Genomic DNA, 23552 nt, shown 5'->3' with positions numbered 1-23552 from the left:
GAACCATCACAAGCCCTGCTGCTGATGCTGCACTGAGGCGGTGGGGGGCTCTCGCTGGCAAGAGATGATGGTGCGGTCGGGGGGACTCGAACCCCCACGAATGTTACTTCACAGCGACCTCAACGCTGCGCGTCTACCAATTCCGCCACGACCGCAAGTCCATAGGCTGGTAAGTGCCGTTCTCATAGACGAGGCGATTTGCGATGCCAAGGGGAAATCATCTCCCTTTCCATCGCCTATCTGGTCGCTTATCTCCAATGCATGGTAGACTGGATCATCAGCGACGGGCTGACAGAATATGACGCGGCGCTGGCCTTCATGGAAAACCGCGTCAATGCGATTATCGCGGGCGAGGCGGATGAATGTATCTGGCTGCTGGAACACCCGCCGCTTTACACTGCGGGCACATCGGCCAAACCGGCGGATCTGATCGCGCCGGACCGCTTTGCGGTGCATGAGGCGCGGCGCGGTGGCGAATATACCTATCACGGGCCGGGGCAACGGGTTGTCTATGTCATGCTGGACGTGGGCAAGCGCGGGCGCGATCTGCGTCGCTTTGTGCAGGATCTGGAACATTGGGTGATCGGCACGCTGGAAAGCTTCAACATCAAAGGCGAGATCCGGCCGGGCCGTGTCGGCGTCTGGGTGCAGCGCCCGGACAAGCCGCGCAGGCCGGATGGCACGCTGGCCGAGGACAAGATCGCCGCCATTGGCATCCGCATGCGCAAATGGGTGTCATTTCACGGCCTTGCGATCAACCTGGACCCCGATCTTTCGCATTTCGACGGCATCGTGCCCTGCGGCATCCGCGACCACGGGGTGACGTCGCTGGTGGACCTTGGCCTGCCGGTCAGCATGGCCGATCTGGATGTCGCGCTGCGGCAAAGCTTTCACGATGTGATGTAGGGTGGATTGAAATCCACCTTACGCGCTCAGCCCATTTGCGCGGCGGATCATCTTGGCCAGCTCCTTCACCCGCTGGCGCAGATCCAGCACATCCAGATCCACCTGCGCTGCGCAAACGATCTTGGCGGCACCGACCTTGTCACCCTCCTTATAGACCGCGTCTTTTGACGCCTTTCGCCTGAAATAGAAGGCATGATCGAACTGCCCCCCTGCTTCAGCCTCGCCGTAGACTTTTGTATGGATCTGTTTCAACGCCGCCTGCAGCTGGTCATGCGGCACGTAATTCTCGATCTCGCGGCCCTGGGTAATCCAGACAAGACCACCATCCTGGGACATCTCTGCCTTGATCCGGGCCACGGCCGGTTTCAACTTGGCGCGCGGCTTGTCTTTGTCGCTGTCGATCACGACAACACTATTGCGGTTCAGATCGCGCAGCTTGATGAAATCCTCCAGCGCATCATCATCCACGCTCAGATGCTTGATCAGCCCGCCACCATAGAACATGATCGTATAATGGACGCCCTCTTGCAGGCTGGCGTCAATCTCTTGCACCCAGCGCCGGATATAGATCCGGTCTGACGGCCCTTCGACCCAGATCACAGCATTCGCTTGCAGGATATCCGAGGCGCGATAGCCCAATTCATCGCAAATCGCGCGCCTATCGTCTTTGATGATGGCAGGCGTCACAGAGGTCTGGACCCCGTCATTGCGGATATGAAAGACCGATGCCCCCGGCGTGTCGATAAAGGCCGCCGAATGGGTGGCGATGAAATATTGGTTCTTTGTCTTGTCCTGCAAATAGCGGATCAGCTTGCGCTGCAACAGCGGATGCAGATGGATTTCGGGTTCCTCGATACACATGATCCTGTGCTGGTGGATCGTGCAAAAGGCCGCGATCAGGATGACCTCGTGAATGCCGGTGCCCAGCGATGACAGCGGCAGGACCTTGTTGTCCATATGCACCAGCAGATGGTCGCGGTGGTTGGGCACCTCGAGTTGCGCATCGGGTTTGCCGGTGACCTCGCGCAGGAAAATGTTGATCTGGTCAAAGACCTGCTTTTTCTCGCGTTCATGGTGATCGGGGTTCTGAAGCTCGGCAAGATGGCGGATCAGCCCTTTGCCAGAAAGGTCGTCGAATGCGTCATCGCCGGCGGCAAGCTGTCGTTTTGCGGGGATGATCAGACGTTCGGGAAACTTGAACCAGATCTTGCCAAGTAGAATTGACAGGCATGCTGACGGGCATTCTTGCCAATGGTGATATTGCAGCATGCCCAGATTGTTTGTGAGGTATTGCCAGGATCGCGGCTCCAGACAGCCCGAGAGTGTCTTTCGCTGTTGATCGTCCAACTGTAATGTCGCGCTTTTCTGCCCGACCTGAAACCAAAAGCCCGCGATATCTGCTAATTCCTGCACGACCCCATGGGCGAGGTGTCGTGTTTTCTCTTCATCGAAGGACGGCATAGAGGGCTCTCCGCGCGGGCGTAACAGGTCCGTCAGCACAGTTTCGACATGGGATTTTACATTTGGATATTGCAGGCCCAGCAACACCCTGGGACTCCCTGCTTCAAGACCTCTGTGACTGTCGAGTGCCAGGGTATCGGCGCGCACTTGATCTGCGCCCAACCGTTCCTTGATCACATTCAGAATGACCGATTTGCCCGCGTTATTCGCGCCGACGAAGAAATTCATCGCGGTGAAAGGCGCGATATATTGCGTCTCGGGGCCGATGCCGCGGTAAAACTGGACCGCGATCCCTTCGAGGTAGATTGGCATGTCGCCCTGCGCCTTTACCAAAGATCAACGCCACAACCATGGCGCGCATATCCTGCGGCCGTCAACCGCCTGCGCCCAGGATCAGGGCGGATCAGCCCCTGCCCGCGCCAGCCTGCGCCAATTTAACCCAGCATCCGCGCTGCATCCGCAGTTGCCCATGACCGTGCAAGCGACTAGAACGATTTTCAACGACCGCCCTTCGTTGAATCGGCGGCGTCGATCTGTAGCCAATACGAGGAGAGCCACATGGCGGACGCAGCCATCCACGGCGACGCACATCAGGACAACCGGAATTTCTTTACCCGGTGGTTCATGTCCACCAACCACAAGGACATCGGGATTCTTTACCTGTTCACAGCAGGGGTTCTGGGGTTCATTTCGGTGGCCTTCACCGTCTATATGCGCCTCGAGCTGATGCATCCGGGCGTGCAATATATGTGCATGGAAGGGTTCATGACCGATCCCTGCACCCCCAACGGCCATCTGTGGAACGTGCTGATCACCTATCACGGCGTCTTGATGATGTTCTTCGTGGTGATTCCAGCCCTGTTCGGCGGCTTCGGCAATTATTTCATGCCGTTGCAGATCGGTGCGCCGGATATGGCATTCCCGCGGTTGAACAACCTGTCTTTCTGGATGTTCGTGGCCGGTGGTGCGATGGGTGTGGCCTCGATGCTGGCGCCGGGTGGCAATGGCCAGCTGGGTTCGGGTGTGGGCTGGGTCATGTATCCGCCGCTCTCTACCAATGAATCGGGCATGTCGATGGATCTTGCGATTTTCGCGGTTCACCTGTCGGGGGCCTCGTCGATCCTGGGCGCGATCAATATCATCACCACTTTCCTGAACATGCGCGCACCGGGCATGACGCTGCACAAAGTGCCGCTGTTCGCCTGGTCGATCTTTGTAACGGCCTGGATGATCTTGCTGGCGCTGCCGGTGCTGGCGGGTGCGATCACCATGCTGCTGACCGACCGCAATTTCGGAACGACCTTCTTCCAGCCGCAAGGCGGTGGCGATCCGGTGCTGTATCAGCATATCCTGTGGTTCTTTGGTCACCCCGAAGTCTATATCATCATCATCCCCGGTTTCGGCATCATCAGCCATGTCATCGCCACCTTCAGCCGCAAGCCGATCTTTGGCTATCTGCCGATGGTCTATGCGATGGTCGCAATCGCGGTGCTGGGCTTTGTCGTCTGGGCGCACCACATGTATACCGTGGGCATGTCGCTGACCCAGCAAAGCTATTTCATGCTGGCCACGATGGTCATCGCGGTGCCGACCGGCGTCAAGATCTTCTCTTGGATCGCGACGATGTGGGGCGGGTCGATCGAGTTCAAGACACCGATGCTCTGGGCGTTCGGTTTCCTGTTCCTGTTCACCGTCGGTGGCGTGACCGGTATCGTGCTGAGCCAGGCCGCCGTGGACCGCGTCTATCATGACACCTATTATGTCGTGGCGCATTTCCACTATGTCATGAGCCTTGGCGCGGTCTTTGCCATCTTTGCGGGGATCTATTTCTACCTGCCCAAGATGTCGGGCCGGATGTATCCCGAATGGGCCGGCAAGCTGCATTTCTGGACCATGTTCATCGGTGCGAACCTGACCTTCTTCCCGCAGCACTTCCTTGGCCGTCAGGGCATGCCACGTCGGTATATCGACTATCCTGACGCCTTTGCGCTGTGGAACCTGGTCTCGTCCTGGGGTGCGTTCTTGTCCTTTGCGTCATTCGTGTTCTTCATCGGTGTGATCGCATGGACCCTGCTGCGCGGTCGCCGCGTGACGGAAAACAACCCATGGAACGAATATGCCGATACGCTGGAATGGACCCTGCCCTGCCCACCGCCAGAGCATACATTCGAGCAGCTGCCCAAGCGCGAAGATTGGGACAAGCAACACGCCCACTAGCGGCGCAACAGATCGAAAGCCCCCGCCATGCGGGGGCTTTTTTGCGTTTGGTGTATAAGGTTAAAGAGTGCCCGACGTGTTTATTGTCTATATCAATCTGGACAGGGCGACTGTCCGAAACGCTTTTATGCAAGATATGTTTGCCGCGCGCGGAATCGAGGCAAGACGCATCAGCGCCATCGACGGTGCCTTGCTGTCGGATGCGGAAAGCAAGGCCGTGGCACACCCCCGGCCAGGCCTCCAACATCTTGCAAAGGCCGAGATCGGCTGTTTTCTGAGCCATAGGAAAGCCTGGGCAGAGATTGCGGCCAGCCCGTTCGACTGGGGCTGCGTGTTCGAGGATGACATGCTTCTTGCCGAGGATTCCGCCGCGTTTCTTGCATCAACCACATGGATCCCGCGCAAGGCGCATCTGGTCAAACTGGAAACCCTTCCGCTGCAGCGCCTTGCCTTGGGGCAAGGGCAAAGCATCCCGCAGAGGGGACGATCACTGGCGAAAGTTCATTCGATGAGCTATGGCACAGGCGGCTACCTGATCCGGCGCGATGTCGCGGCCAGATTGCTGGCGCGGACACAGAGTTTCTCGATCCCTGTCGATCAAGCCATGTTTGATCCGGCCTATGTCGTTCTTTCAAGATTGAACATCTATCAGCTATGTCCCGCCATTTGTATCCAGCAGAAGAATGCGCCGGACATCGCTTTCATGCCGGATGAGGCCGAGCTATCCATGATCGAGGATGGCCGGAGCGAAATGCGCCTGTCCGCGCCGGAAAAATACGCGGGCTGGTCAAAGATCAAGCGCGAGATTTTGCGCATCAGACGGCAAGTAACCGAGCTATTTTTCAGGATTGGACCGAAATCGCAAAGACGTCGGATGTCCCAGGTCAGCTTTGCGCATTTGGCAGGTGACAGTTTCACGCATGGTTCTAAGTAAACACTTGCGCGACACTTCTCGCAGCAAGGAGACGACATGCCGTATCAATGGACCCCGGACCACCCCGAGATGCAGACCGGCTGGCAGCTGAGCCTTTGGCCCTACCGGTCGCTGTTGCGCAAGGATTTCGTGCTGTTCATGGGGGCGACGGCGGCGCTGGTGGCGCTGCCGCTGATCTCGCTTTTGGGCACGGTGATCGTCTGGGCCTTATTGCCGTTCTTTGCGCTGATGTTCTGGGGCCTGTGGACCGCGATCAATATCAGCTACAAGCGCGGCGAGGTGCTGGAGGAATTGGTCGTGGATGACACGACTGCGCATCTGACGCGCTATAACCCCAAGGGCGACCGGCAGGAATGGCAGGCCAACCGCTATTGGGTCAGCGTGCATCTGCATCCCAAGGGCGGGCCGGTTGAAAATTACATCACCCTGCGCGGCGGCGACCGCGAGGTCGAGATCGGCGCCTTTCTGGATGTGTCCGAAAGGCTGGCACTTTATGGTGATCTGAAACGGGCCTTGCGCGGCGATCAAGCATCCTGACAGGAAGCAGAAACCTTGATGCCTCCGGCGGGGATATTTGGGCTCGGAAGATGATGAAAGCGCCTATCCCAGCCGCGATTTGACCAGCGGGCCAGCCTTGGCGAAATCCATCTGGCCGGTGTATTTGGTTTTCAGTTCCGCCATCACCTTGCCCATGTCGCGGATGCTGCTGGCACCGACGGCGGCGATGGCCGCATCGACGGCGGATTCGGATTCGGATTCGGTCAGCTGGCGCGGCAGGAATTCCTCGATCACCTTGATCTCGGCCAGTTCCTTTTCGGCGAGCTCCAGCCTGCCGCCTTCTTCATAGGCGCGCGCGCTTTCCTGGCGTTGTTTGACCATCCGCCCCATGATTGCCAGCACATCGGCATCGGATAATCCGGCCGCTTCGTCGGCGGTGCCGCGCATGGCGATGTCGCGATCCTTGATCGCCGCGTTGATCAGGCGCAGCGTGGACAGCCTGTCGGCTTCTTTCGCTCTCATCGCATCGGTCAATGCGGTTGTGATCCGGTCGCGCAGCTGCATGAAAATTCCTGTTCTTTTGCCGACAAAGAATATGCAGCTTACCCCTTTGCCCCGGCACTGACAAGCAGACTGACGCTACGGTATCCCTTGTTTGCAAGGCGGCACTCCGGCCTTGACCCTGTGGCTGCGCGCCCGTAAACCCGCACCAATTTGATCAATGGAGATCGGCTCATGACGCAAAAACCGACGGCCTGCCTTGCACTGGCGGATGGGACGATCTTTTACGGCATGGGCTTTGGGGCCACCGGCGAGACGGTGGCCGAGCTGTGTTTCAACACCGCGATGACCGGCTATCAGGAAATCATGACCGACCCGTCCTATGCCGGGCAGATCATCACCTTTACCTTTCCCCATATCGGCAATACCGGCGTCAATACCGATGACGATGAAACCGCCGATCCGGTTGCCGCCGGCATGGTCGTCAAATGGGACCCGACCGATGCGTCGAACTGGCGCGCCAGTGGCGAGCTGAAAAGCTGGCTGGCCAGCCGCAACAGGATCGGCATGGGCGGCGTTGATACCCGCCGCCTGACCCGCGCGATCCGCCAGCAGGGCGCGCCGCATGTCGCCTTGGCCCATAATCCCGACGGGATCTTTGATCTGGAACAGCTGGTGGCCAAGGCCCGTGCCTTTGCCGGGCTGGAAGGCCGCGATCTGGCCCGTGACGTGACCTGCGCCCAATCCTATCACTGGAACGAGATGCGTTGGGCCTGGCCCGAAGGCTACCAGCCCCAGACCCAGCCGCGCCACAAGGTCGTCGCCGTGGATTACGGCGCCAAGCGCAATATCCTGCGCTGTCTGGCCTCGGCTGGCTGTGACGTCACCGTCCTGCCCGCCAGCGCCAGTGCCGAAGATGTCTTGGCGCTGAACCCCGATGGCGTTTTCTTGTCCAATGGGCCGGGCGATCCGGCCGCCACAGGTATCTATGCCGTGCCGATGATCCAGGGCGTGCTGGCGACCGATATTCCGGTCTTTGGCATCTGCCTGGGCCATCAGATGCTGGCGCTGGCCTTGGGCGCGCGCACCATCAAGATGAACCACGGCCATCACGGCGCCAACCATCCGGTCAAGGACCGCGAAACAGGCAAGGTCGAGATCACCTCGATGAACCACGGCTTTACCGTGGACAGCCAGACCCTGCCCACGGGCGTGATTGAAACCCATGTGTCGCTGTTTGACGGGTCCAATTGCGGCATTCGCCTGGATGGCCGTCCGGTGTTCAGCGTGCAATACCACCCCGAGGCCAGCCCCGGCCCGCAGGACAGCTATTACCTGTTCGAGCGCTTTGCAGAGGCGATGGATGCCCGCGCCGCGCGCTAAGGCCGCATTAACCAGTTCTTAACCATGCGGCGCGATATCTGACCTGTTCACGGGCGGGTGTCGCATGCTTGATTTCATCACTGATGCCGCCATTGCCGGGTTATCGGTGCAGGATGCAAGGCTGATCCGGTCCTTGCTGTCCAAGCGGGTGCTGGACCCGCCGCAGGCAGATCGCGCTGTGGCGGCGGCATTGCGGATGGATGTGCCGCTTTGCGATGTTCTGCTGCGCAGCTGTAACCTGCCCGCCGATCTGCTGGCCCGCCATCTGGCAAAGGCCTATGAAGCGCCGCTGATCGACCCGCTGCGCCGCGCGCCCGAGCCGGCACTGCTGGACCGCTGGGGCGCGCGCAATGCGCTGCGCAGCGGCCTGCTGCCATGGCGGCGCAGCGCGCAAGGCAGGGTCATCATCCTGACCAGCTGTCCGGCCCGTTTCGCCGCGGCGCGGGCCGATCTGGAACAGGTCTTTGGCGATCTCTGCATGGCGCTGACCACCCAGGCCAAGCTGACGGCGGCTATCGCTTCGCTGCATGCGGCGCGCATGGCGGCAGAGGCGGAAACCTGCGTTCCCGCCGCCCAAAGCTGTCGGGACTGGAACGCCAGCCGCGCGGCGACCGGTGCCCTTGGGCTGCTGGCCCTTGTCATCTGCTGGGGGATCATCGATCCATCCTCGCTGATCATCGCGCTGTCACTTTGGGCGATTGGGGTGCTGGTGGTGACAACGCTGCTGAAAGCCAGCGCCGCCGTGATCGGCTTGCTGCCCGGTCCGCGCCCATTGCCCCCCATGGCCGAGGCGGACCTGCCCGTCATCACCCTGCTGATCCCGCTTTACCGCGAAACGGCGATTGCTGCGCATCTGCTGGTCCGGCTGGCCGCATTGCGCTATCCGCGCGCCTTGCTGGATATCTGCCTGGTGCTGGAAGAGGATGACGCGACCACCCGCGCCACATTGGCGCGCACCCGGCTGCCCGGCTGGATCCGGGCGATCATCGTCCCCCCCGGTCAGGTCAAGACCAAGCCGCGCGCGCTGAATTACGCCTTGCCCTTCGCGCAGGGCAGCATCATCGGCGTCTGGGATGCCGAGGACGCCCCCGCCCCCGACCAATTGCATGTGGTGGCCCGTCATTTCGCCGCAGCCGGGCCAAAGGTGGCCTGTTTGCAAGGGGTGCTGGATTATTACAATGCGGGCACCAATTGGCTGACGCGCTGTTTTACCATCGAATATGCGGCATGGTTCCGTGTCGTGCTGCCGGGGCTGGCGCGATTGGGGCTGGTCGTGCCTTTGGGCGGGACGACATTGTTTTTCCGGCGCGCGCTATTGGAGGATCTGGGCGCGTGGGATGCGCATAACGTCACCGAGGATGCCGATCTGGGCCTGCGCCTGGCGCGGCGCGGCTATAGCACCGAACTGATCCCGACCGTCACCATGGAAGAGGCGAATGGCCGCGCCTGGCCTTGGGTCAAGCAACGCGCCCGCTGGCTGAAAGGTTACGCGATCACCTATGGCGTCCACATGCGCAGCCCCGTGCCGCTGCTGCGCGATCTGGGGCTGTGGCAATTCATCGGGGTGCAGGTGCTGTTTCTGGGCACGCTCAGCCTGTTTGTCCTGATGCCCTTGTTCTGGTCGCTCTGGCTGATCCCGCTAGGGGTGGCGCATCCGCTGCACGGCTGGCTGTCGTCGGGGGCGTTTTGGGCCATGACCTATGCGTTTTTCGCAGCCGAGGCGCTGGCCCTGCTGGTTAATCTTGTGGGGCTGCACAAGGCGGGGCGCCTGCGGCTTTGGGGCTGGGCGCTGACGCTGCCGGTCTATTTTCCGCTGGGCACGCTGGCGGCTTACCGCGGGCTGGCGGAACTGGCGACACGGCCGTTTTATTGGGACAAGACCGCGCATGGCGTGGTCCTGAACGGGCTGAAACCCGCCGCTATTCCGCCGCCTCGACCTTTGCGGCATCCAGTTTCAACCGGGTGACAAAAGCGGCAGAGATGTGATCGCGCAGCGCCTTATAGGCGGCATCACCATCCCCTGCCGCAATCGCGGCCACGATATCGGCATGTTCCTGCAAGGTCTGCGCCCCGCGCCCTTCAGCCGCCAGCGAGGTCGTGGCCAGCAGCGCCATCGAGCGATGCACAAGATCCAGCTGCTGCACCAGATAGCGGTTATGCGACGCCAGATGGATCTGCTTGTGAAACCGCCGGTTTGCCCGGCTTAGCGCAGATGGATCATTGATCAGCCGTTTGTCAGCCTCCAACATATCTTGCAGCACCCTGACCTCTTCGGGGGCGGCATGGCGCGCGGCCAGACGGGCGGCCAGCCCTTCCAACTCGCCGCGCACGACGTAAAGTTCCGACAATTGCGAATGATCCAGCGAGGCCACGATCAGCGACCGGCCGTCACGGGTCAGCAAGGATTGCGTTTCCAGCCGCTGCAAGGCCTCGCGGATCGGGGTGCGCGACACGCCGAACCGTTCGGCAAGCTCGCTTTCGACCAGCCGGTCACCCGGTTTATAAAGGTGGCTGTCGATTGCCTCTAATATCAAGGCATAAGCGTCTTTCTGGGATTGGCGGGGGTCTTGCATCACATAGCCTGTCGTTAACCCCATGACCTTACGCCGCAAGGGCCATCGCAGGCAAGTCAAAGCGGTTGCAGCGCCCTGCGCCACAGATTACCCAAGGCGCATGGTGGCGCAGCATTTCGCACATGTCGATACATGGGTCTTTGACCTCGACAACACGCTTTATCACCCGTCGGCGGGGTTGTTCGCGCAGATGGATGTGCGTTTTGCGGCCTATGTGATGCGGATCACCGGGCTGGACCAGACCCGCGCGCTGCGGCTGGCGCATGACTATTGGCTTAGCCACGGGTCCACTTTGGCCGGGCTGATGGCGGAACATCACATCGACCCCGACGAATTTCTGGCCGATGTGCATGATATCGATATCGCGCATCTGACCCATGATCCGGCATTGTCGGCGGCCATCGCAGGCCTGCAAGGGCGCAAGATCGTCTATACCAACGGGTCGGAAAACCATGCCAAGCGGGTGCTGGCCGCGCGCGGGCTAACGCGGCATTTCGATGCGGTCTACGGGGTTGAACACGCCAATTACCGCCCCAAACCCAGCGCCGAGGCTTTTGCTGCGATCTTTACCCGTGATGGGATTACCCCCACCAAGGCCGCGATGTTCGAGGATGAGGCCCGTAATCTGGCCGTGCCGCATGATGTGGGGATGTGCACCGTGCATGTCCACGAATCGCCCGAAACCGCGCCGCATATCCACCATGGCGCGCCGGACCTTGCGGCTTTCTTGTCGCAGCTTGCGCGCTGATCCTTCTCAAGCCCGCATCGGCGGACTATGTCCTGCACATGGAACGCAAAAACGCTGATATTGTGATCGCAGGCGGCGGTGTCGCGGGGCTTGTCGCCGCTGCCGCCTTTGGCACGGCCGGTTTTTCGGTGGTGATCGTCGATCCCGCCCCGCCCGTCACCGATGCCGACAGCGACGGCGCCGATCTGCGCACCACCGCGTTCCTGCAACCCGCGCAGGCGTTTCTGGAGACGGCGGGCGTCTGGTCGCATCTGGCGGATCACGCGACCCCCTTGCAGATCATGCGCATCGTCGATGCCGCAGCCAGCCCCCATGTCATGCGCGATTTCGACGCCAGCGACATTTCCGACCAGCCCTTTGGCTGGAACCTGCCAAATTGGCTGCTCCGGCGCGAGATTGTCGCGCGGCTGAAAGACCTGCCAAATGTCGATTTCCGCCCGGGTACAGGATTCGCAGGCATGGTGCCGCGCCTGAACGCGGCCTTGGTCAATCTGACCGACGGCACGCAGGTCGCAGCCGCGCTGGTGATCGGGGCGGACGGGCGCAATTCCGCCGTGCGCCGCGCCTTGGGGATCAGTGCCAGCACCACGCGTTACGGGCAAAAGGCCGTGACCTTTGCCGTCACCCATGACGCGCCGCATGACAATATCTCGACCGAGATTCACCGCGCGGGCGGGCCGTTCACGCTTGTCCCGCTGCCCGATCATACGGGCCTGCCCTGCTCTGCCGTGGTCTGGATGGATCATGGCGCGGAATGCCTGCGCCGCGCAGCACTGGATGCCGCAGATTTCGAGGCCGAGGCGAATGACCGGTCCGCCCTGCATTACGGCCCGCTAAAGCTCGCGTCAAAACGCATGGTCTGGCCGATCATATCCCAGACAGCCGACCAGATCACCGGCCCGCGCACAGCACTGGTCGCCGAGGCCGCCCATGTGATGCCGCCTATCGGCGCGCAGGGGCTGAACATGTCGCTGCGCGATCTGGCCTGCCTGTTGGACCTTGCCACAGCCGATCCCGCCAGCCTTGGCAGCCCCGCGATGCTGGACAGCTACGCCCGCCAGCGGCACCCCGATATCAAGCTGCGGGTCGCGGGTATCGACGCGCTGAACAAGGCGTCCATGCTGGGCAACAGCATGGCGCAGGATTTGCGCGCACGCGGGATCGCCGCACTTTACGGGATCACGCCGGTCCGGCGCACGCTGATGCAACTGGGTCTGGGCGCGCGCTAGAGTACGCGGTCCAGCACCGGCACCAGCCGCGCGAGCGTGCCTTGCACGTCGTAAAGTTTGTCCAACCCGAACAACCCCAGCCGGAAGGTGCGGAAATCCGCAGGCTCGTCACATTGCAGCGGCACACCTGCGGCGATCTGCATGCCTTCGGCCATGAATTTCGACCCGTTCTGGATGGCCGGATCATCGGTATAGCTGACGACGACACCGGGCGCGCCAAAGCCATCTGCCGCAACCGACCGCAGCCCCTTGTCCGCCAGAACGCGGCGCACGGCATTGCCCAATTCCCATTGCGCGGCCTTCAGCCTGTCGAACCCGTACTGCCTGGTTTCCAGCATCGTATCACGAAAGGCCCGCAGCCCGTCGGTGGGCATGGTCGCATGATAGGCATGACCGCCGTTTTCATAGGCCTGCATGATCGCATGCCATTTCTTCAGATCAACGACAAAGGAATTGGACGTGGTCCCCGCCATCCTTTCCGCCGCGCGCTGAGACAGCATCACAAGGCCCGCCGACGGGGTGGATGACCAGCCCTTTTGCGGCGCGGAAATCAGCACATCAACACCGGTCGCCTTCATATCGACCCAGACACAGCCAGAGGCGATGCAATCCAGCACCATGATCGCCCCCACCTCATGCGCCACATCAGCAAGGGCCGTCAGGTAATCATCGGGCAGGATGATGCCCGCCGAGGTTTCCACATGCGGCGCAAAGACGACATCGGGGCGCGCCGCACGGATTGCCGCGACCACTTCGTCAATCGGCGCAGGCGCAAAAGGCGCGCGGCTGTCGTTACCGGCCTGCCGCGCCTTCATCACCGTGGTCTGGGCGGTAAACTGGCCCGCATCGAAGATTTGCGACCAGCGATAGGAAAACCAGCCGTTGCGCAGCACAAACGCATGGGCGCCACTGCCGAACTGGCGCGCCACGGCCTCCATGCCATAGGTGCCGCCGCCCGGCACGATGGCGATGTGATCAGCGGCATAGACCTCTTTCAGCATGGCCGAAATATCGGTCATCACGCCCTGGAACGCCTTGGACATATGGTTCAGGGACCGATCGGTGAACACGACCGAAAATTCCATCAACCCGTCAGGGTCCACATTCCGCGCTGCACCATCCATGATCGCCCTCCTCTTTTGTTGCACCACAGCTAAGGCGCAGGTCCGGCAAAATCAAAGTCTATCTGGGCCAAGATCGGCCAATTCAGCCGCCTTGTGTTTCCGATCCGCGTCAGAGCGGTCCCGGACGCCGCTCTTCGGATAACAGCACATTGGCCTCGACATTGCCGACACCGGGCAGGGTCATCAGGCGGCGGCGCAGCACGCGTTCGAAATCCGCCAGATCGCGGGCGACCACGCGCAGGCGGTAATCATAAAGCCCCAGCACATGATCGACCGTCTGCACCTCGGGGATGGCCCCCACGGCGCGTTCGAAATCCTCCAGACTGACGCGGCCCTTGGTGGCGAGCTTGACCCCCAGAAACACCGTGACGCCGAACCCGGCCTTGGCGGCATCCAGCTGCAACCGACGGCCCGCGATCACCCCGGCCTCTTGCAAGCGCTTGATGCGACGCCATGTGGCAGGCTGGCTCAGCCCCAGCTTGGCTGCAAGCTGCGTGGTGGATTGATCGGCATTGGCCACCAGCGCGCGCAGGATCATGCGGTCCAGATCATCCAATGTCATAGCGGCAGGCTTTCATCGCCCTTGACGGTGGCGACGGTCATCAAGGCCTCGATATCCGCGATATGGGGCAATTCAAGCACCTGTGCGCGATAGATCCGCTGATAATCCGCCAGATCCCGCGCGATCAGCGACAGGCGGACATCGACACGGCCCAGAAAGGTCTGGATCTCGATCACCTCGGGCACGCGCCGGGCGGCGGCCAGAAAATCGTCAAAGGCGCGCGATTGGGTTTTATCCAGCGTGATGCGCAGACTGACCGCAACCGCATAGCCCAGCGCACGCCAGTCGATCAGGATCCGGCTGCCGGTGATCACCCCCGCCTCGCGCAGCATATCCAGACGCCGCGCCACCCGCGCAGGCGTGCTGCCCGCAGCCTCGGCCAGATCAGGCACACCCCGGCCCGGATCAGCCTGCAACAGGCGCAGCACACGGCGATCAAGATCATCTAACATGAAAAACGCTATAATCAGATGATTGACGCATAACAATCTTCTTTTTTCCAAAAATACTCAAAGAACAACACTCGCATCACGCTGTGGCGGCGCTATAAACGCCACAGATTCAACAAAGGACTGAAAAAATGCGCGTTTATTACGACCGTGATTGCGATGTGAACCTGATCAAGGACAAGAAAGTCGCCATTCTGGGCTACGGCTCTCAAGGCCATGCCCATGCGCTGAACCTGCGCGATTCCGGGGCCAAAAACCTCGTCGTGGCGCTGCGCGAAGGCTCGCCGTCGGAAGCCAAGGCGAAGGGCGAAGGCCTGAAGGTCATGGGCATCGCCGAGGCGGCCGCCTGGTGCGATGTCATCATGTTCACCATGCCCGACGAATTGCAGGCCGAGACCTATAAGAAATACGTCCATGACAATCTGCGCGAAGGCTCTGCCATCGCTTTCGCCCATGGTCTGAACGTACATTTCGGCCTGATCGAGCCCAAGCCCGGCGTCGACGTCATCATGATGGCCCCCAAAGGCCCCGGCCATACGGTGCGCGGCGAATATACCAAAGGCGGCGGCGTGCCTTGCCTTGTGGCGGTCCACAACGACGCAACCGGCAAGGCGATGGAAATCGGCCTGTCCTATTGTTCCGCCATCGGTGGCGGGCGGTCCGGCATCATCGAAGCCAACTTCCGTCAGGAATGTGAAACCGATCTCTTCGGTGAACAGGCCGTGCTTTGCGGTGGTCTGGTCGAATTGATCCGCATGGGTTTCGAGACTTTGGTCGAGGCCGGTTACGAGCCCGAAATGGCCTATTTCGAATGTCTGCACGAGGTCAAGCTGATCGTCGATCTGATCTATGAAGGCGGTATCGCCAACATGAACTATTCAATCTCGAACACTGCCGAATATGGTGAATATGTCTCGGGTCCGCGCATCCTGCCCTACGAGGAAACCAAGAAGCGCATGAAAGACGTGCTGACCGATATCCAGACCGGTAAATTCGTGCGTGATTTCATGCAGGAAAACGCCGTGGGCCAGCCCTATTTCAAGGCCACCCGCCGGATCAACGACGAACATGAGATCGAAAAGGTCGGCGAGAAACTCCGCGCGATGATGCCCTGGATTTCCGCAGGCCGGATGGTCGACAAGGCCAAGAACTAAGATCGATGGCGTAAGGTGGGTCAAGACCCACCCTATTCCTGCAAGGCCCGGAGATGATCCGGGCCTTTTTACCCTTTGGACAGCCCTGATGCCGCAACAGCCCACGCCTTTGAACTGGATCTCCATTGGCCTGCTCGGGGTGATCTGGGGGGCCACTTTCATGGTCGTGGCCATCGCGCTCGAAGGCTATGGCCCGTTGACCGTGGCCTGCGCGCGCACCACGCTGGGGGCTGGCGCGATGCTGGCGTTGATGGTGGTGCTGCGCCGCCCCTTGCCGGCCTTCACCCCGCAGATGCGGGCCTATCTGCTGGCGATCGGCCTTTTCAACACCGCGGTGCCTTTTGCCTTGCTCAGCTGGGGGCAGCAATATGTGCCTTCGGCCTTTGCGGGGATTTCCATGGCGGCGCTGCCCTTGTTCGTGCTGCCGCTGGCGCATCTGTTTTCGGATGAAAAGCTGCATCTGCGCAGCGCGCTGGGGGTGGTGATCGGCTTTTGCGGCGCGGTCGTTCTGATCGGCCCCGGCGTGTTGCGGATCGGGACCGGATGGGAACCTTTGGGGCAATTGGCCTGCCTTGCCGCCGCCCTGTCCTATGCGGTGTCCAGTATCCTGACCCGCCGCTGCCCGCCCATCGACCCGATCACCATGACCGCCCTGCTGCTGGGCATTGGCGCTGCCGCGCTGATCCCCGCGATGCTGATCGTCGAAGGTATCCCCGGCCCTGCCGCGCCGCGCCCGATGCTGGCGATCATCTTTCTGGGCGTGGTGCCCACGGCGCTCGCGGCCTTATTGCGCGTGGCCACGATCCGCAGCGCGGGGGCGGTGTTCATGACGCTGGTCAATTACCAGGTCCCGGTCTGGTCGATGCTTTTTGGCGTGCTGGTGTTGCAAGAGCTGCTGCCTTTGCGGTTCTTTGCCGCCCTCGCCCTGATCCTGCTGGGCCTTGCGATCAGCCAATGGGCCGGGCTGAAGCGGCTGTTCGCCGCTGCAAGAGCCTCCGGCGGGGATACTTAGGCTCGGAAGATGGGCAAGATCAGGATGCCGCCGCGACCTCGGCTATGATCTGGTCGACGACCTGTGCGAGAAGCGTATCATCTTCGCATTCGGCCATGACACGGATCAGCGGTTCGGTGCCGGATTTGCGGATCAAAAGCCGGCCTTTGCCGTGCAGTTTTACCTCTGCATCCGCGATGGAGGCGGCAACGCCTTTGGCCGCGAGCGGATCGGTGCCTGCGGTGAAACGGACGTTTTTCAGCATCTGCGGCACTGTGTCGAAATTGCGCGCAAGCTTGCTGGCCTTTTGCCCCGTGTCGATCATCGCGGCCAGAAATTGCAGCCCCGCCAGCAGACCATCGCCGGTGGTGGCGTAATCGGTCATCACGATATGGCCCGATTGTTCGCCACCCAAATTGAACCCGCCTGCGCGCATCGCCTCGACCACATAGCGGTCACCGACGGCGGTGCGTTTCAGATACAGACCCTTGGCATCAAGGAACCTTTCCAGCCCCAGATTGGACATGACCGTCGCGACCAGCGTGTTGCGCTGCAACCGCCCCTGCGCCGCCCAGCGCGCGGCCATCAGCGCCATGATCTGATCGCCATCTGCGACAGCGCCGGTTTCATCCAAAATCATCACCCGGTCCGCATCGCCATCCAGACAGATGCCCACATCGGCGCCCGTGTCGCGGATCACCTGCGCGGCCCGTTCGGGATGCGTTGATCCGCAGCCGTCATTGATATTGAACCCGTCAGGATCGACGCCGACCTTGATGACGGTGGCACCGAGTTCCCACAAAACCTCTGGCGCGACCTTATAGGCGGCGCCATTGGCGCAATCCACCACGACCTTGAGCCCGTCCAGCCGCATGCCTGCCGGAAAGGTCGCTTTGAGCCGTTCGGCATAGCGGAACCGCCCGTCGTCGATCCGTTTGGCGCGGCCAATATTGACGGCCTTGGCGGGGTCCACATCAGAGGCGATCAGCGCCTCGATCTGTTCCTCGGCGGCATCCGATAGTTTGAACCCGTCAGGGCCGAAGAACTTGATCCCGTTGTCATGATGCGGGTTGTGGCTGGCGGAAATCATGATCCCCAGATCCGCGCGCATCGAGGTGGTCAGCAGCCCCACCGCAGGTGTCGGCACCGGCCCCAAAAGCAGCACATTCATCCCCGTGCTTGTCAGCCCCGCCGTCAGCGCGTTTTCGAACATATAGCCTGACAGCCGCGTATCCTTGCCGATCACTACGCGGTGGCCGTTTGATCCGTCATTGCGGAAATAGCGCCCAGCTGCCGCCCCGATCCGCAGCGCCATATCGGCGGTCATCGGATATATATTCGCCGTGCCGCGCACCCCATCGGTGCCAAAGAACTTGCGTGTCATCTGCTGTCTGTCCCGTTGATCGCCGACCAGAGTGCCAGCGCCTGTTTTGTGGCGAAGGTATCATGCACCCGCAGGATCTGCACCCCCTGCGATAGGCCGTGCAAAGCCACCGCAACAGACCCCGCCACGCGGTCCTTGGCATCCTGCCCGCCGCCAATCGTGCCGATGAACCGCTTGCGCGAGGCCCCCAGCAGGATCGGGCAGCCAAGGCTGTGAAACAGCGACAGGTTGCGCAGCAGGGTCAGGTTGTGATCCTGCGTCTTGCCAAAGCCGATGCCGGGGTCGATCACGATGGCGTCGCGTGCGATACCTGCCGCCTCGGCCTGTGCGATGCGGGCGGCCAGAAAGTCATAGACATCCAGCAGCACATCATCATAGCGCGGATCGTTCTGCATGGTCGCGGGATCGCCCTGCGCATGCATCAGGCAGACGGGCAGCCCCGCATCCGCCGTGACCTGCGCCAAGGCGGGATCATAGCTGAAGGCCGCGACATCATTGACCATGCTGGCCCCCGCCACGATGGCGGCCTTGGCCACATCGGCCTTGCGCGTGTCGATAGAGATCGCAACCTCGGACTGCCCCCTGATCGCGGCGATCACCGGGGCGGTGCGGTCGATTTCCGCGGCATTGGGCACGGTCACGGAACCCGGCCGCGTGCTTTCGCCGCCGATGTCGATGATCTCGGCCCCCTCGGCCTGCATCGCGCGGGCGCGCAGCGTCGCACTGGCCAGATCGGCGTGATCGCCCCCGTCCGAGAAACTGTCGGGTGTCACATTGAGAATACCCATGATCCGCGGCCGGTCCATCGCCAGCCCTGCAACGGGCGCGCGCGGCGCGGTCAGGCGCGCAAGGATCGGCGGTGGCACATCGCCCGCAGCGATGATGCGCGCCCTTTGCCCGCGTTCGAGCACTGCCACATCGCGAAACAGGCACGCCCCCCCCGCCAGCGGCAGCGCATCGCCGGCCGGGTCCGCCGTGACAAGGGGCCGGTAGTAAAGCGTCATGCCAGAACCGCCTGATCGACCGGCAGCACACGCAGGGCAATATCGGTGACAGGGGCGGCATGGCCGACAAAGACCAGCTCGGCCGCCTGCATCTGGCCTGCGAACCATGCCACAAGCGCTGCGGCATCGGCCGGGCTGGCGGATGGCCCGTCAACCGCATCCAGCACGATCTTGGACGGGGCCCAGACGCTGACCTGGCCGTTCTTCATCGCCCAGTCGAGTTCAGTGCGGGTTTGCACCACGACGCAGCGCGCATCGCGCACGGCCAGCCGCCAGGCGTTCTGTTCAATCGCCAAAAGGTCGATCCGGCGTTGGGCCAGCGTGTTTGGCACCTGCGGCGCGCGGGTTTCGCCAGCGCCCACGCAGATGATCACAGGGGCCGGCATCGCGGCCAGCTGGTCGATCCAGCCCCCCAGCAGCGGCGAGGCGATGGCCGCATTCGACAAAAACACGACGCGCGGATGCGGCACGGGGATATGGGCCTGCCCGCTGGGGGCGTGACCATCGCGGGCGCGCACGATCTCGACCCCCAGCGCAAAGGGGCCACGGTCCAGCTTTTCGATACGCACAAAGACGCGCTGCGCCTGTGGTTCCAGCAAGATGCGGTCGGCCACACGCGCGGCCAGTGTTTCCAGCAGGTTCAGCCTTTCGGCTTCGAGTTCGAGGCCAATCGCCTCGGTCACGCGGTCATAAGACAGGATGCGGTCCACATCATCATCAATCGGGCCAGACAGGCGCGGCACCTCGACCACGACGTTAAAGCGCACCCGCTGCAATGTGCCGCGTTCCTGCTGAAACGCCCCGATTTCCACGCTGACGATATAATCGCGCAGGGAAATCCGGTCGCAGGGGGTGGTGGTGCTTGCCTCGGCCCTTTCGCTGGGATGGGCAAAGGCAAGGCGGATGTCATCGGTCATCAGGTCGTCCAGTCAACTGGCGGCGTTACCGCCAGCGATACCGCGCCCCCGCCCGCAGGACAAGGACAGCCGCGACAGCGCGGCCACCGGTTGCGACCTTAATTCGCGGCGGTGCGCACAGGCTCGCGGTAGAAAAGATGCGCGCCGATCGTCGTTGTGCGCATGAAACTGCGCGACCAGGACGGGTTGACGGCATTGGTATGGAAATGCGTGGCCCCAGAGGTCAGATCACTGGGCGTGCCATCCAGCAGCAGCGCGGCAATCTTGCCCGCCCGGTCCCAAGCCTGTGGTTCATTGATCACATTGGGCGTGCCATCGCAATTATAGCTGAACTGGCAGGCATATTTGCGCCCGGTGCCTTGCTTGACCACACCGCAGAGCGATTGCGGATAGGCGGCACTTGCGACGCGGTTCAAGATCACCTCGCCCACGGCGAACTGGCCCTGCACCGATTCGCCACGCGCCTCGAAATACAGCGCCTCGGCCAGGCATTGCCATTGCGCATCACCCGAGGCGGCGGGCAGGCCATCAAGAAAATCATTGTCATAGATCACGACAGGTGCTGTCGGAATGCCGCGTTCGCGGGCGGGTGGCAGGCTGGTCAATTGCGCCATACGCGCATCGGACACCACGGAAACCGCTGACCGCTCTTCCCCCAGAACGCTGGCCAGACGGCTGGCCATTTCGGTATCCGCACCAGCGGACATGCCACCAAGGACAAGTGGGGCTACCAGCATGGCAGCCGCGATTTTCTTTAAAGGCGTCATTCTTTGTACCAAAGCAACCACGCGGAAAGCCCCGCGGAGGCAGGGCGGTGCTTAGGGCAATCCGCCCCCCAGGTCTACCCCTAGTAGGCCGCAGGGCGGAACAACGCCGAAATCATGTGAAAATATGATAAAATCGCACCACATCATGCCCGCAGCGCAAGATGGCCCACTAGATATAGTGTATCACGGTTTGATGATCTGATCTGTCAAAGCCAGCTGTGCGGCCATCAACCGCGCCCCCGGCACCCGGAAAGGCGAGCAAGAGACATAGTCGAATTTATGATCGCGGCAAAAGGCGATGGCGCTGCGGCTGCCGCCATGTTCGCCGCAAATCGACAGCACGACATCGGGCCGACAACGCCGCCCGCGTTCGGCGCCCATCGCCACCAATTCGCCCACACCTTCGATGTCAAGCGTGTGGAACGGGTCTTCGGCATAGACACCCTGCTGGACATAGGTGGACATGAACCGCCCCGCATCATCGCGCGACAGACCATAGGTCATCTGGGTCAGGTCATTGGTGCCAAAAGACAAAAACGCGGCATGAACGGCAATGTCCTGCGCGCGCAGTGCCGCGCGCGGGGTTTCGACCATCACGCCCAGCCGGTAATTCAGCGTGGCACGCGCTGGCCCTGCGACCTTTGTTGCAACACGTTCGATCCGCGATTTCATCAGCTCGACCTCGCGCATGGCGGACACCAGCGGGATCATGATATCGACGGCAGGCGCGATACCCTTGGCACCGACGGCGACCATCGCCTCGAAGATCGCCTGCGCCTGCATGTCGTAAATCTCGGGGATGGCGATTCCCAAGCGCACACCGCGCATCCCCAGCATCGGGTTATATTCGCTCAGCGCCGCGACACGTTCGGTCACCTCGGGCAAGGGCAGCGCCAGCTGTTCGGCCAGATCGCGCATGCCGGGTTTGTCAGAGGGCAGGAATTCATGCAGCGGCGGGTCGAACAGGCGCACGCAGACGCTGCGGCCTTCCATGATGCTGAACAATTCGGCAAAATCGGCGCGCTGCATCGGCAACAAACGGTCCAGCACGGCGCGGCGGTCATCGCTGCTTTCGGCAAAGATCATCTCGCGCATGACACCCAGCCGGTCGCCTTCAAAGAACATATGTTCAGTGCGGCACAGCCCGATCCCTTCAGCGGCGAAATTGCGCGCGGTCTGGGCATCGGCAGGGGTGTCGGCATTGGCGCGCACGCCGATATCGCGGAACATATCGGCCCATTCCAGCAAGGTCTGGAACGCGCCGTCCAGCGATGCCTCTAGCATCGGCGGCGCACCGGCCAGCACCTGCCCCGTGGTCCCATCAACGGTGATCATGTCACCGGCGGCAAAGCTGCGCCCGTCAGGGGCCATGACGCGGCCCGATTTGCGGTCGATCAGCAGGTCGGACGCCCCCACGACACAAGGCACGCCAAGCCCGCGGCCGATCACGGCGGCATGGCTGGTGATGCCGCCCCGCATCGTCAGCACGGCCGATGCCGCATGCATGCCGCGGATATCCTCGGGCGTGGTTTCGCGGCGGACCAGCACGCAAGGCTCGCCGCGCGCGGCACTGGCCTGTGCTTCATTCGCGGTCAGCACGATGCGGCCCGATGCGGCCCCCGGGCTGGCGGCGATCCCGCGCACCAGCACATCGCGCGGCGCATTGGGGTCAACCTGGCGGTGCAGCAATTCGGACAAGGCCACAGGTTCGACGCGCAGCACGGCATCTTGCCGCGTGATCACGCCATCCTCGGCCAAAGCCACGGCAATCCGCACCGAGGCCCGCGAGGACCGCTGCACCCGCACGGCATCCAGAATGAACAGCTTGCCCGCATCGATGGTGAATTTGACCTGCATTTCCTCGCGCAGATGCTGGCGGCACAGCGCGCCACATTCCAGCAGCTGCGCGAAAGTCTCTGGGCAGCGGTCCTGCAAAGACGCGCCGCGCGGATCGCGGGTCAGATAGAGCGCGCCTTCGGCATCGGTCTTGTCCATCTGCGGCAGGTTCTGCGCGACATAGCGGCCGGTGATCCGGGGCGCGCCGGTCGTGCTATCGACAAATTGCACGATGCCGGTGCCACATTCGCCCTGCCCCAGCCCCAGCGCCATCGCCTGCACCACAAGGCCCAGCCCCGCATCGGCAGGCGCGCCCTTGGCCTGGCGCAACAGCCGCGCAGAGGTGCCATCCCAGGCGCGCGCCATGGACCGCAACACCTCAGCCAATTGGACGGCGGGGTCTTGCGGGAAAGGTTCGTCGGTTTCGGCCTCATAGGCGGCCAGCATCATGCCAAGGCTGGTCGCATCGGCCTGATCGGGCAGGTGGAATTCGTCAGGGTCCAGCCGCGCCACATGCACCGCATAGGATTGCACAAAGCGCAGATAGAGCCGCGCCGCCGCCGCCTCGCCCATGGCCAGCGCCATATGGGCGAAACGCGCGTCATTCATCCCCACATTCAAGATCGCGGATGGGCCGCCCCAATCGGCATTTTCGCTCGACGGGCGCACGGATAACAGCGGCTGCGGCCCGAAAGGCGCCATCAACGCCGCCATATCCGGCAGATTGCCCAGCGCCGCATCGCGCACCGCATCAAACGACAAAGCCACCGTCACAGGCACCGGCATATCCAGCCGGATCAGCCGTTGCAGGCATTTCGCACGGTCACCATGCACCGCCGCGGACATGCGCGCATCGGGCGTGATCTGGGTCACCAGCGGGGACATCATCTGTTGCTGCACTGCGGCATAGCTCC

Annotated in this window: 21 protein-coding genes and 1 tRNA gene; 10 read left to right on the top strand and 12 right to left on the bottom strand. The window is 62.0% G+C overall.

Annotation, left to right across the window (positions count from 1 at the left end; genetic code table 11):
- Positions 1–68 precede the first annotated feature (68 nt).
- Positions 69–155: transfer RNA gene (locus LOKVESSMR4R_RS05200), tRNA-Leu, on the bottom strand.
- Between the two features lie 106 nt (positions 156–261).
- On the opposite strand from LOKVESSMR4R_RS05200, the gene lipB reads away from it, so the two are divergent.
- Complete coding sequence (gene lipB / locus LOKVESSMR4R_RS05195; protein ID WP_087206611.1) at positions 262–906, top strand: lipoyl(octanoyl) transferase LipB; 645 nt, start codon at positions 262–264, stop codon at positions 904–906.
- 18 nt (positions 907–924) lie between these two features.
- On the opposite strand, the gene LOKVESSMR4R_RS05190 is transcribed toward lipB, so the two are convergent.
- Entirely contained in the window at positions 925–2679 is a 1755-nt protein-coding gene (locus tag LOKVESSMR4R_RS05190; RefSeq protein ID WP_087206610.1) for an AAA family ATPase, read from the bottom strand.
- A gap of 246 nt (positions 2680–2925) precedes the next feature.
- Between LOKVESSMR4R_RS05190 and ctaD the strand changes: the two genes are divergently transcribed.
- The 3 genes from ctaD (at position 2926) to LOKVESSMR4R_RS05175 (ending at position 6055) form a co-directional block, all read left to right on the top strand.
- On the top strand, positions 2926–4584 hold the full coding sequence (ctaD, locus tag LOKVESSMR4R_RS05185; protein WP_087206609.1) for a cytochrome c oxidase subunit I: 1659 nt from the start codon (positions 2926–2928) through the stop codon (positions 4582–4584).
- Positions 4585–4651: 67 nt separating this feature from the next.
- Entirely contained in the window at positions 4652–5518 is an 867-nt protein-coding gene (locus LOKVESSMR4R_RS05180; protein ID WP_087206608.1) for a glycosyltransferase family 25 protein, read from the top strand.
- A 36-nt stretch (positions 5519–5554) separates the two neighbouring features.
- Entirely contained in the window at positions 5555–6055 is a 501-nt protein-coding gene (locus tag LOKVESSMR4R_RS05175) for a DUF2244 domain-containing protein (protein WP_087206607.1), read from the top strand.
- A 63-nt stretch (positions 6056–6118) separates the two neighbouring features.
- Here the strand turns inward: LOKVESSMR4R_RS05175 and LOKVESSMR4R_RS05170 are convergent, their stop codons facing one another.
- Positions 6119–6580 carry a GatB/YqeY domain-containing protein gene (locus LOKVESSMR4R_RS05170; RefSeq protein WP_087206606.1) on the bottom strand — a complete coding sequence of 154 codons (462 nt, stop codon included), beginning with the start codon at positions 6578–6580 and terminating at the stop codon, positions 6119–6121.
- A 171-nt stretch (positions 6581–6751) separates the two neighbouring features.
- On the opposite strand from LOKVESSMR4R_RS05170, the gene carA reads away from it, so the two are divergent.
- Positions 6752–7900 (top strand): glutamine-hydrolyzing carbamoyl-phosphate synthase small subunit, encoded by a 1149-nt coding sequence (carA, locus tag LOKVESSMR4R_RS05165; protein WP_087206605.1) that lies wholly within the window; start codon positions 6752–6754, stop codon positions 7898–7900.
- A 64-nt stretch (positions 7901–7964) separates the two neighbouring features.
- Entirely contained in the window at positions 7965–9866 is a 1902-nt protein-coding gene (locus tag LOKVESSMR4R_RS05160; protein WP_087206604.1) for a glycosyltransferase, read from the top strand.
- On the opposite strand, the gene LOKVESSMR4R_RS05155 is transcribed toward LOKVESSMR4R_RS05160, so the two are convergent.
- On the bottom strand, positions 9820–10473 hold the full coding sequence (locus tag LOKVESSMR4R_RS05155; RefSeq protein WP_087212651.1) for a GntR family transcriptional regulator: 654 nt from the start codon (positions 10471–10473) through the stop codon (positions 9820–9822). The genes LOKVESSMR4R_RS05160 and LOKVESSMR4R_RS05155 overlap by 47 nt on opposite strands.
- Before the next feature lie 100 nt (positions 10474–10573).
- Between LOKVESSMR4R_RS05155 and LOKVESSMR4R_RS05150 the strand changes: the two genes are divergently transcribed.
- Positions 10574–11221, top strand: coding sequence for a pyrimidine 5'-nucleotidase (locus tag LOKVESSMR4R_RS05150; RefSeq protein WP_087206603.1), 648 nt, complete (start codon positions 10574–10576; stop codon positions 11219–11221).
- A gap of 38 nt (positions 11222–11259) precedes the next feature.
- Positions 11260–12450 (top strand): UbiH/UbiF family hydroxylase, encoded by a 1191-nt coding sequence (locus LOKVESSMR4R_RS05145; protein WP_087206602.1) that lies wholly within the window; start codon positions 11260–11262, stop codon positions 12448–12450.
- Here LOKVESSMR4R_RS05145 and LOKVESSMR4R_RS05140 read toward each other — a convergent pair.
- From LOKVESSMR4R_RS05140 to LOKVESSMR4R_RS05130, 3 genes are all read right to left on the bottom strand, one after another.
- The gene (locus LOKVESSMR4R_RS05140; RefSeq protein WP_087206601.1) at positions 12447–13574 is read right to left on the bottom strand and encodes an aminotransferase class V-fold PLP-dependent enzyme; all 1128 of its coding nucleotides are present in this window, start codon (positions 13572–13574) and stop codon (positions 12447–12449) included. The genes LOKVESSMR4R_RS05145 and LOKVESSMR4R_RS05140 overlap by 4 nt on opposite strands.
- A gap of 109 nt (positions 13575–13683) precedes the next feature.
- Positions 13684–14136 carry an Lrp/AsnC family transcriptional regulator gene (locus LOKVESSMR4R_RS05135; protein ID WP_087206600.1) on the bottom strand — a complete coding sequence of 151 codons (453 nt, stop codon included), beginning with the start codon at positions 14134–14136 and terminating at the stop codon, positions 13684–13686.
- Positions 14133–14588: an Lrp/AsnC family transcriptional regulator gene (locus tag LOKVESSMR4R_RS05130; protein ID WP_087206599.1), complete on the bottom strand. Its 456-nt coding sequence runs from the start codon at positions 14586–14588 to the stop codon at positions 14133–14135. Before LOKVESSMR4R_RS05130 ends, LOKVESSMR4R_RS05135 begins: the two co-directional genes overlap by 4 nt.
- A gap of 128 nt (positions 14589–14716) precedes the next feature.
- On the opposite strand from LOKVESSMR4R_RS05130, the gene ilvC reads away from it, so the two are divergent.
- Together ilvC and LOKVESSMR4R_RS05120 are read left to right on the top strand one after the other, a co-directional pair.
- Complete coding sequence (gene ilvC / locus LOKVESSMR4R_RS05125; protein WP_087206598.1) at positions 14717–15739, top strand: ketol-acid reductoisomerase; 1023 nt, start codon at positions 14717–14719, stop codon at positions 15737–15739.
- Between the two features lie 88 nt (positions 15740–15827).
- Positions 15828–16751 (top strand): DMT family transporter, encoded by a 924-nt coding sequence (locus LOKVESSMR4R_RS05120; RefSeq protein WP_087206597.1) that lies wholly within the window; start codon positions 15828–15830, stop codon positions 16749–16751.
- Positions 16752–16770: 19 nt separating this feature from the next.
- Here the strand turns inward: LOKVESSMR4R_RS05120 and glmM are convergent, their stop codons facing one another.
- From glmM to LOKVESSMR4R_RS05095, 5 genes are all read right to left on the bottom strand, one after another.
- On the bottom strand, positions 16771–18114 hold the full coding sequence (gene glmM, locus LOKVESSMR4R_RS05115) for a phosphoglucosamine mutase (RefSeq protein ID WP_087206596.1): 1344 nt from the start codon (positions 18112–18114) through the stop codon (positions 16771–16773).
- A complete protein-coding gene (folP, locus tag LOKVESSMR4R_RS05110) occupies positions 18111–19118 on the bottom strand; it encodes a dihydropteroate synthase (protein WP_087206595.1) in 1008 nt (335 codons plus the stop codon). Before folP ends, glmM begins: the two co-directional genes overlap by 4 nt.
- Entirely contained in the window at positions 19115–20035 is a 921-nt protein-coding gene (locus LOKVESSMR4R_RS05105) for a dihydroneopterin aldolase (RefSeq protein ID WP_087206594.1), read from the bottom strand. Before LOKVESSMR4R_RS05105 ends, folP begins: the two co-directional genes overlap by 4 nt.
- Positions 20036–20133: 98 nt before the next feature.
- The gene (locus LOKVESSMR4R_RS05100; RefSeq protein ID WP_087206593.1) at positions 20134–20802 is read right to left on the bottom strand and encodes a cell wall hydrolase; all 669 of its coding nucleotides are present in this window, start codon (positions 20800–20802) and stop codon (positions 20134–20136) included.
- Positions 20803–20985: 183 nt separating this feature from the next.
- On the bottom strand, positions 20986–23526 hold the full coding sequence (locus LOKVESSMR4R_RS05095; RefSeq protein WP_204248725.1) for a putative PEP-binding protein: 2541 nt from the start codon (positions 23524–23526) through the stop codon (positions 20986–20988).
- Between the last annotated feature and the right edge of the window lie 26 nt (positions 23527–23552).

It is taken from the genome of Yoonia vestfoldensis (assembly GCF_002158905.1).
In the GTDB taxonomy this organism is placed as follows: Bacteria; Pseudomonadota; Alphaproteobacteria; order Rhodobacterales; family Rhodobacteraceae; genus Yoonia; species Yoonia vestfoldensis_B.
Note: the sequence above shows the minus strand (reverse complement) of the source record. Positions and strands in the feature narration are given on the sequence as shown.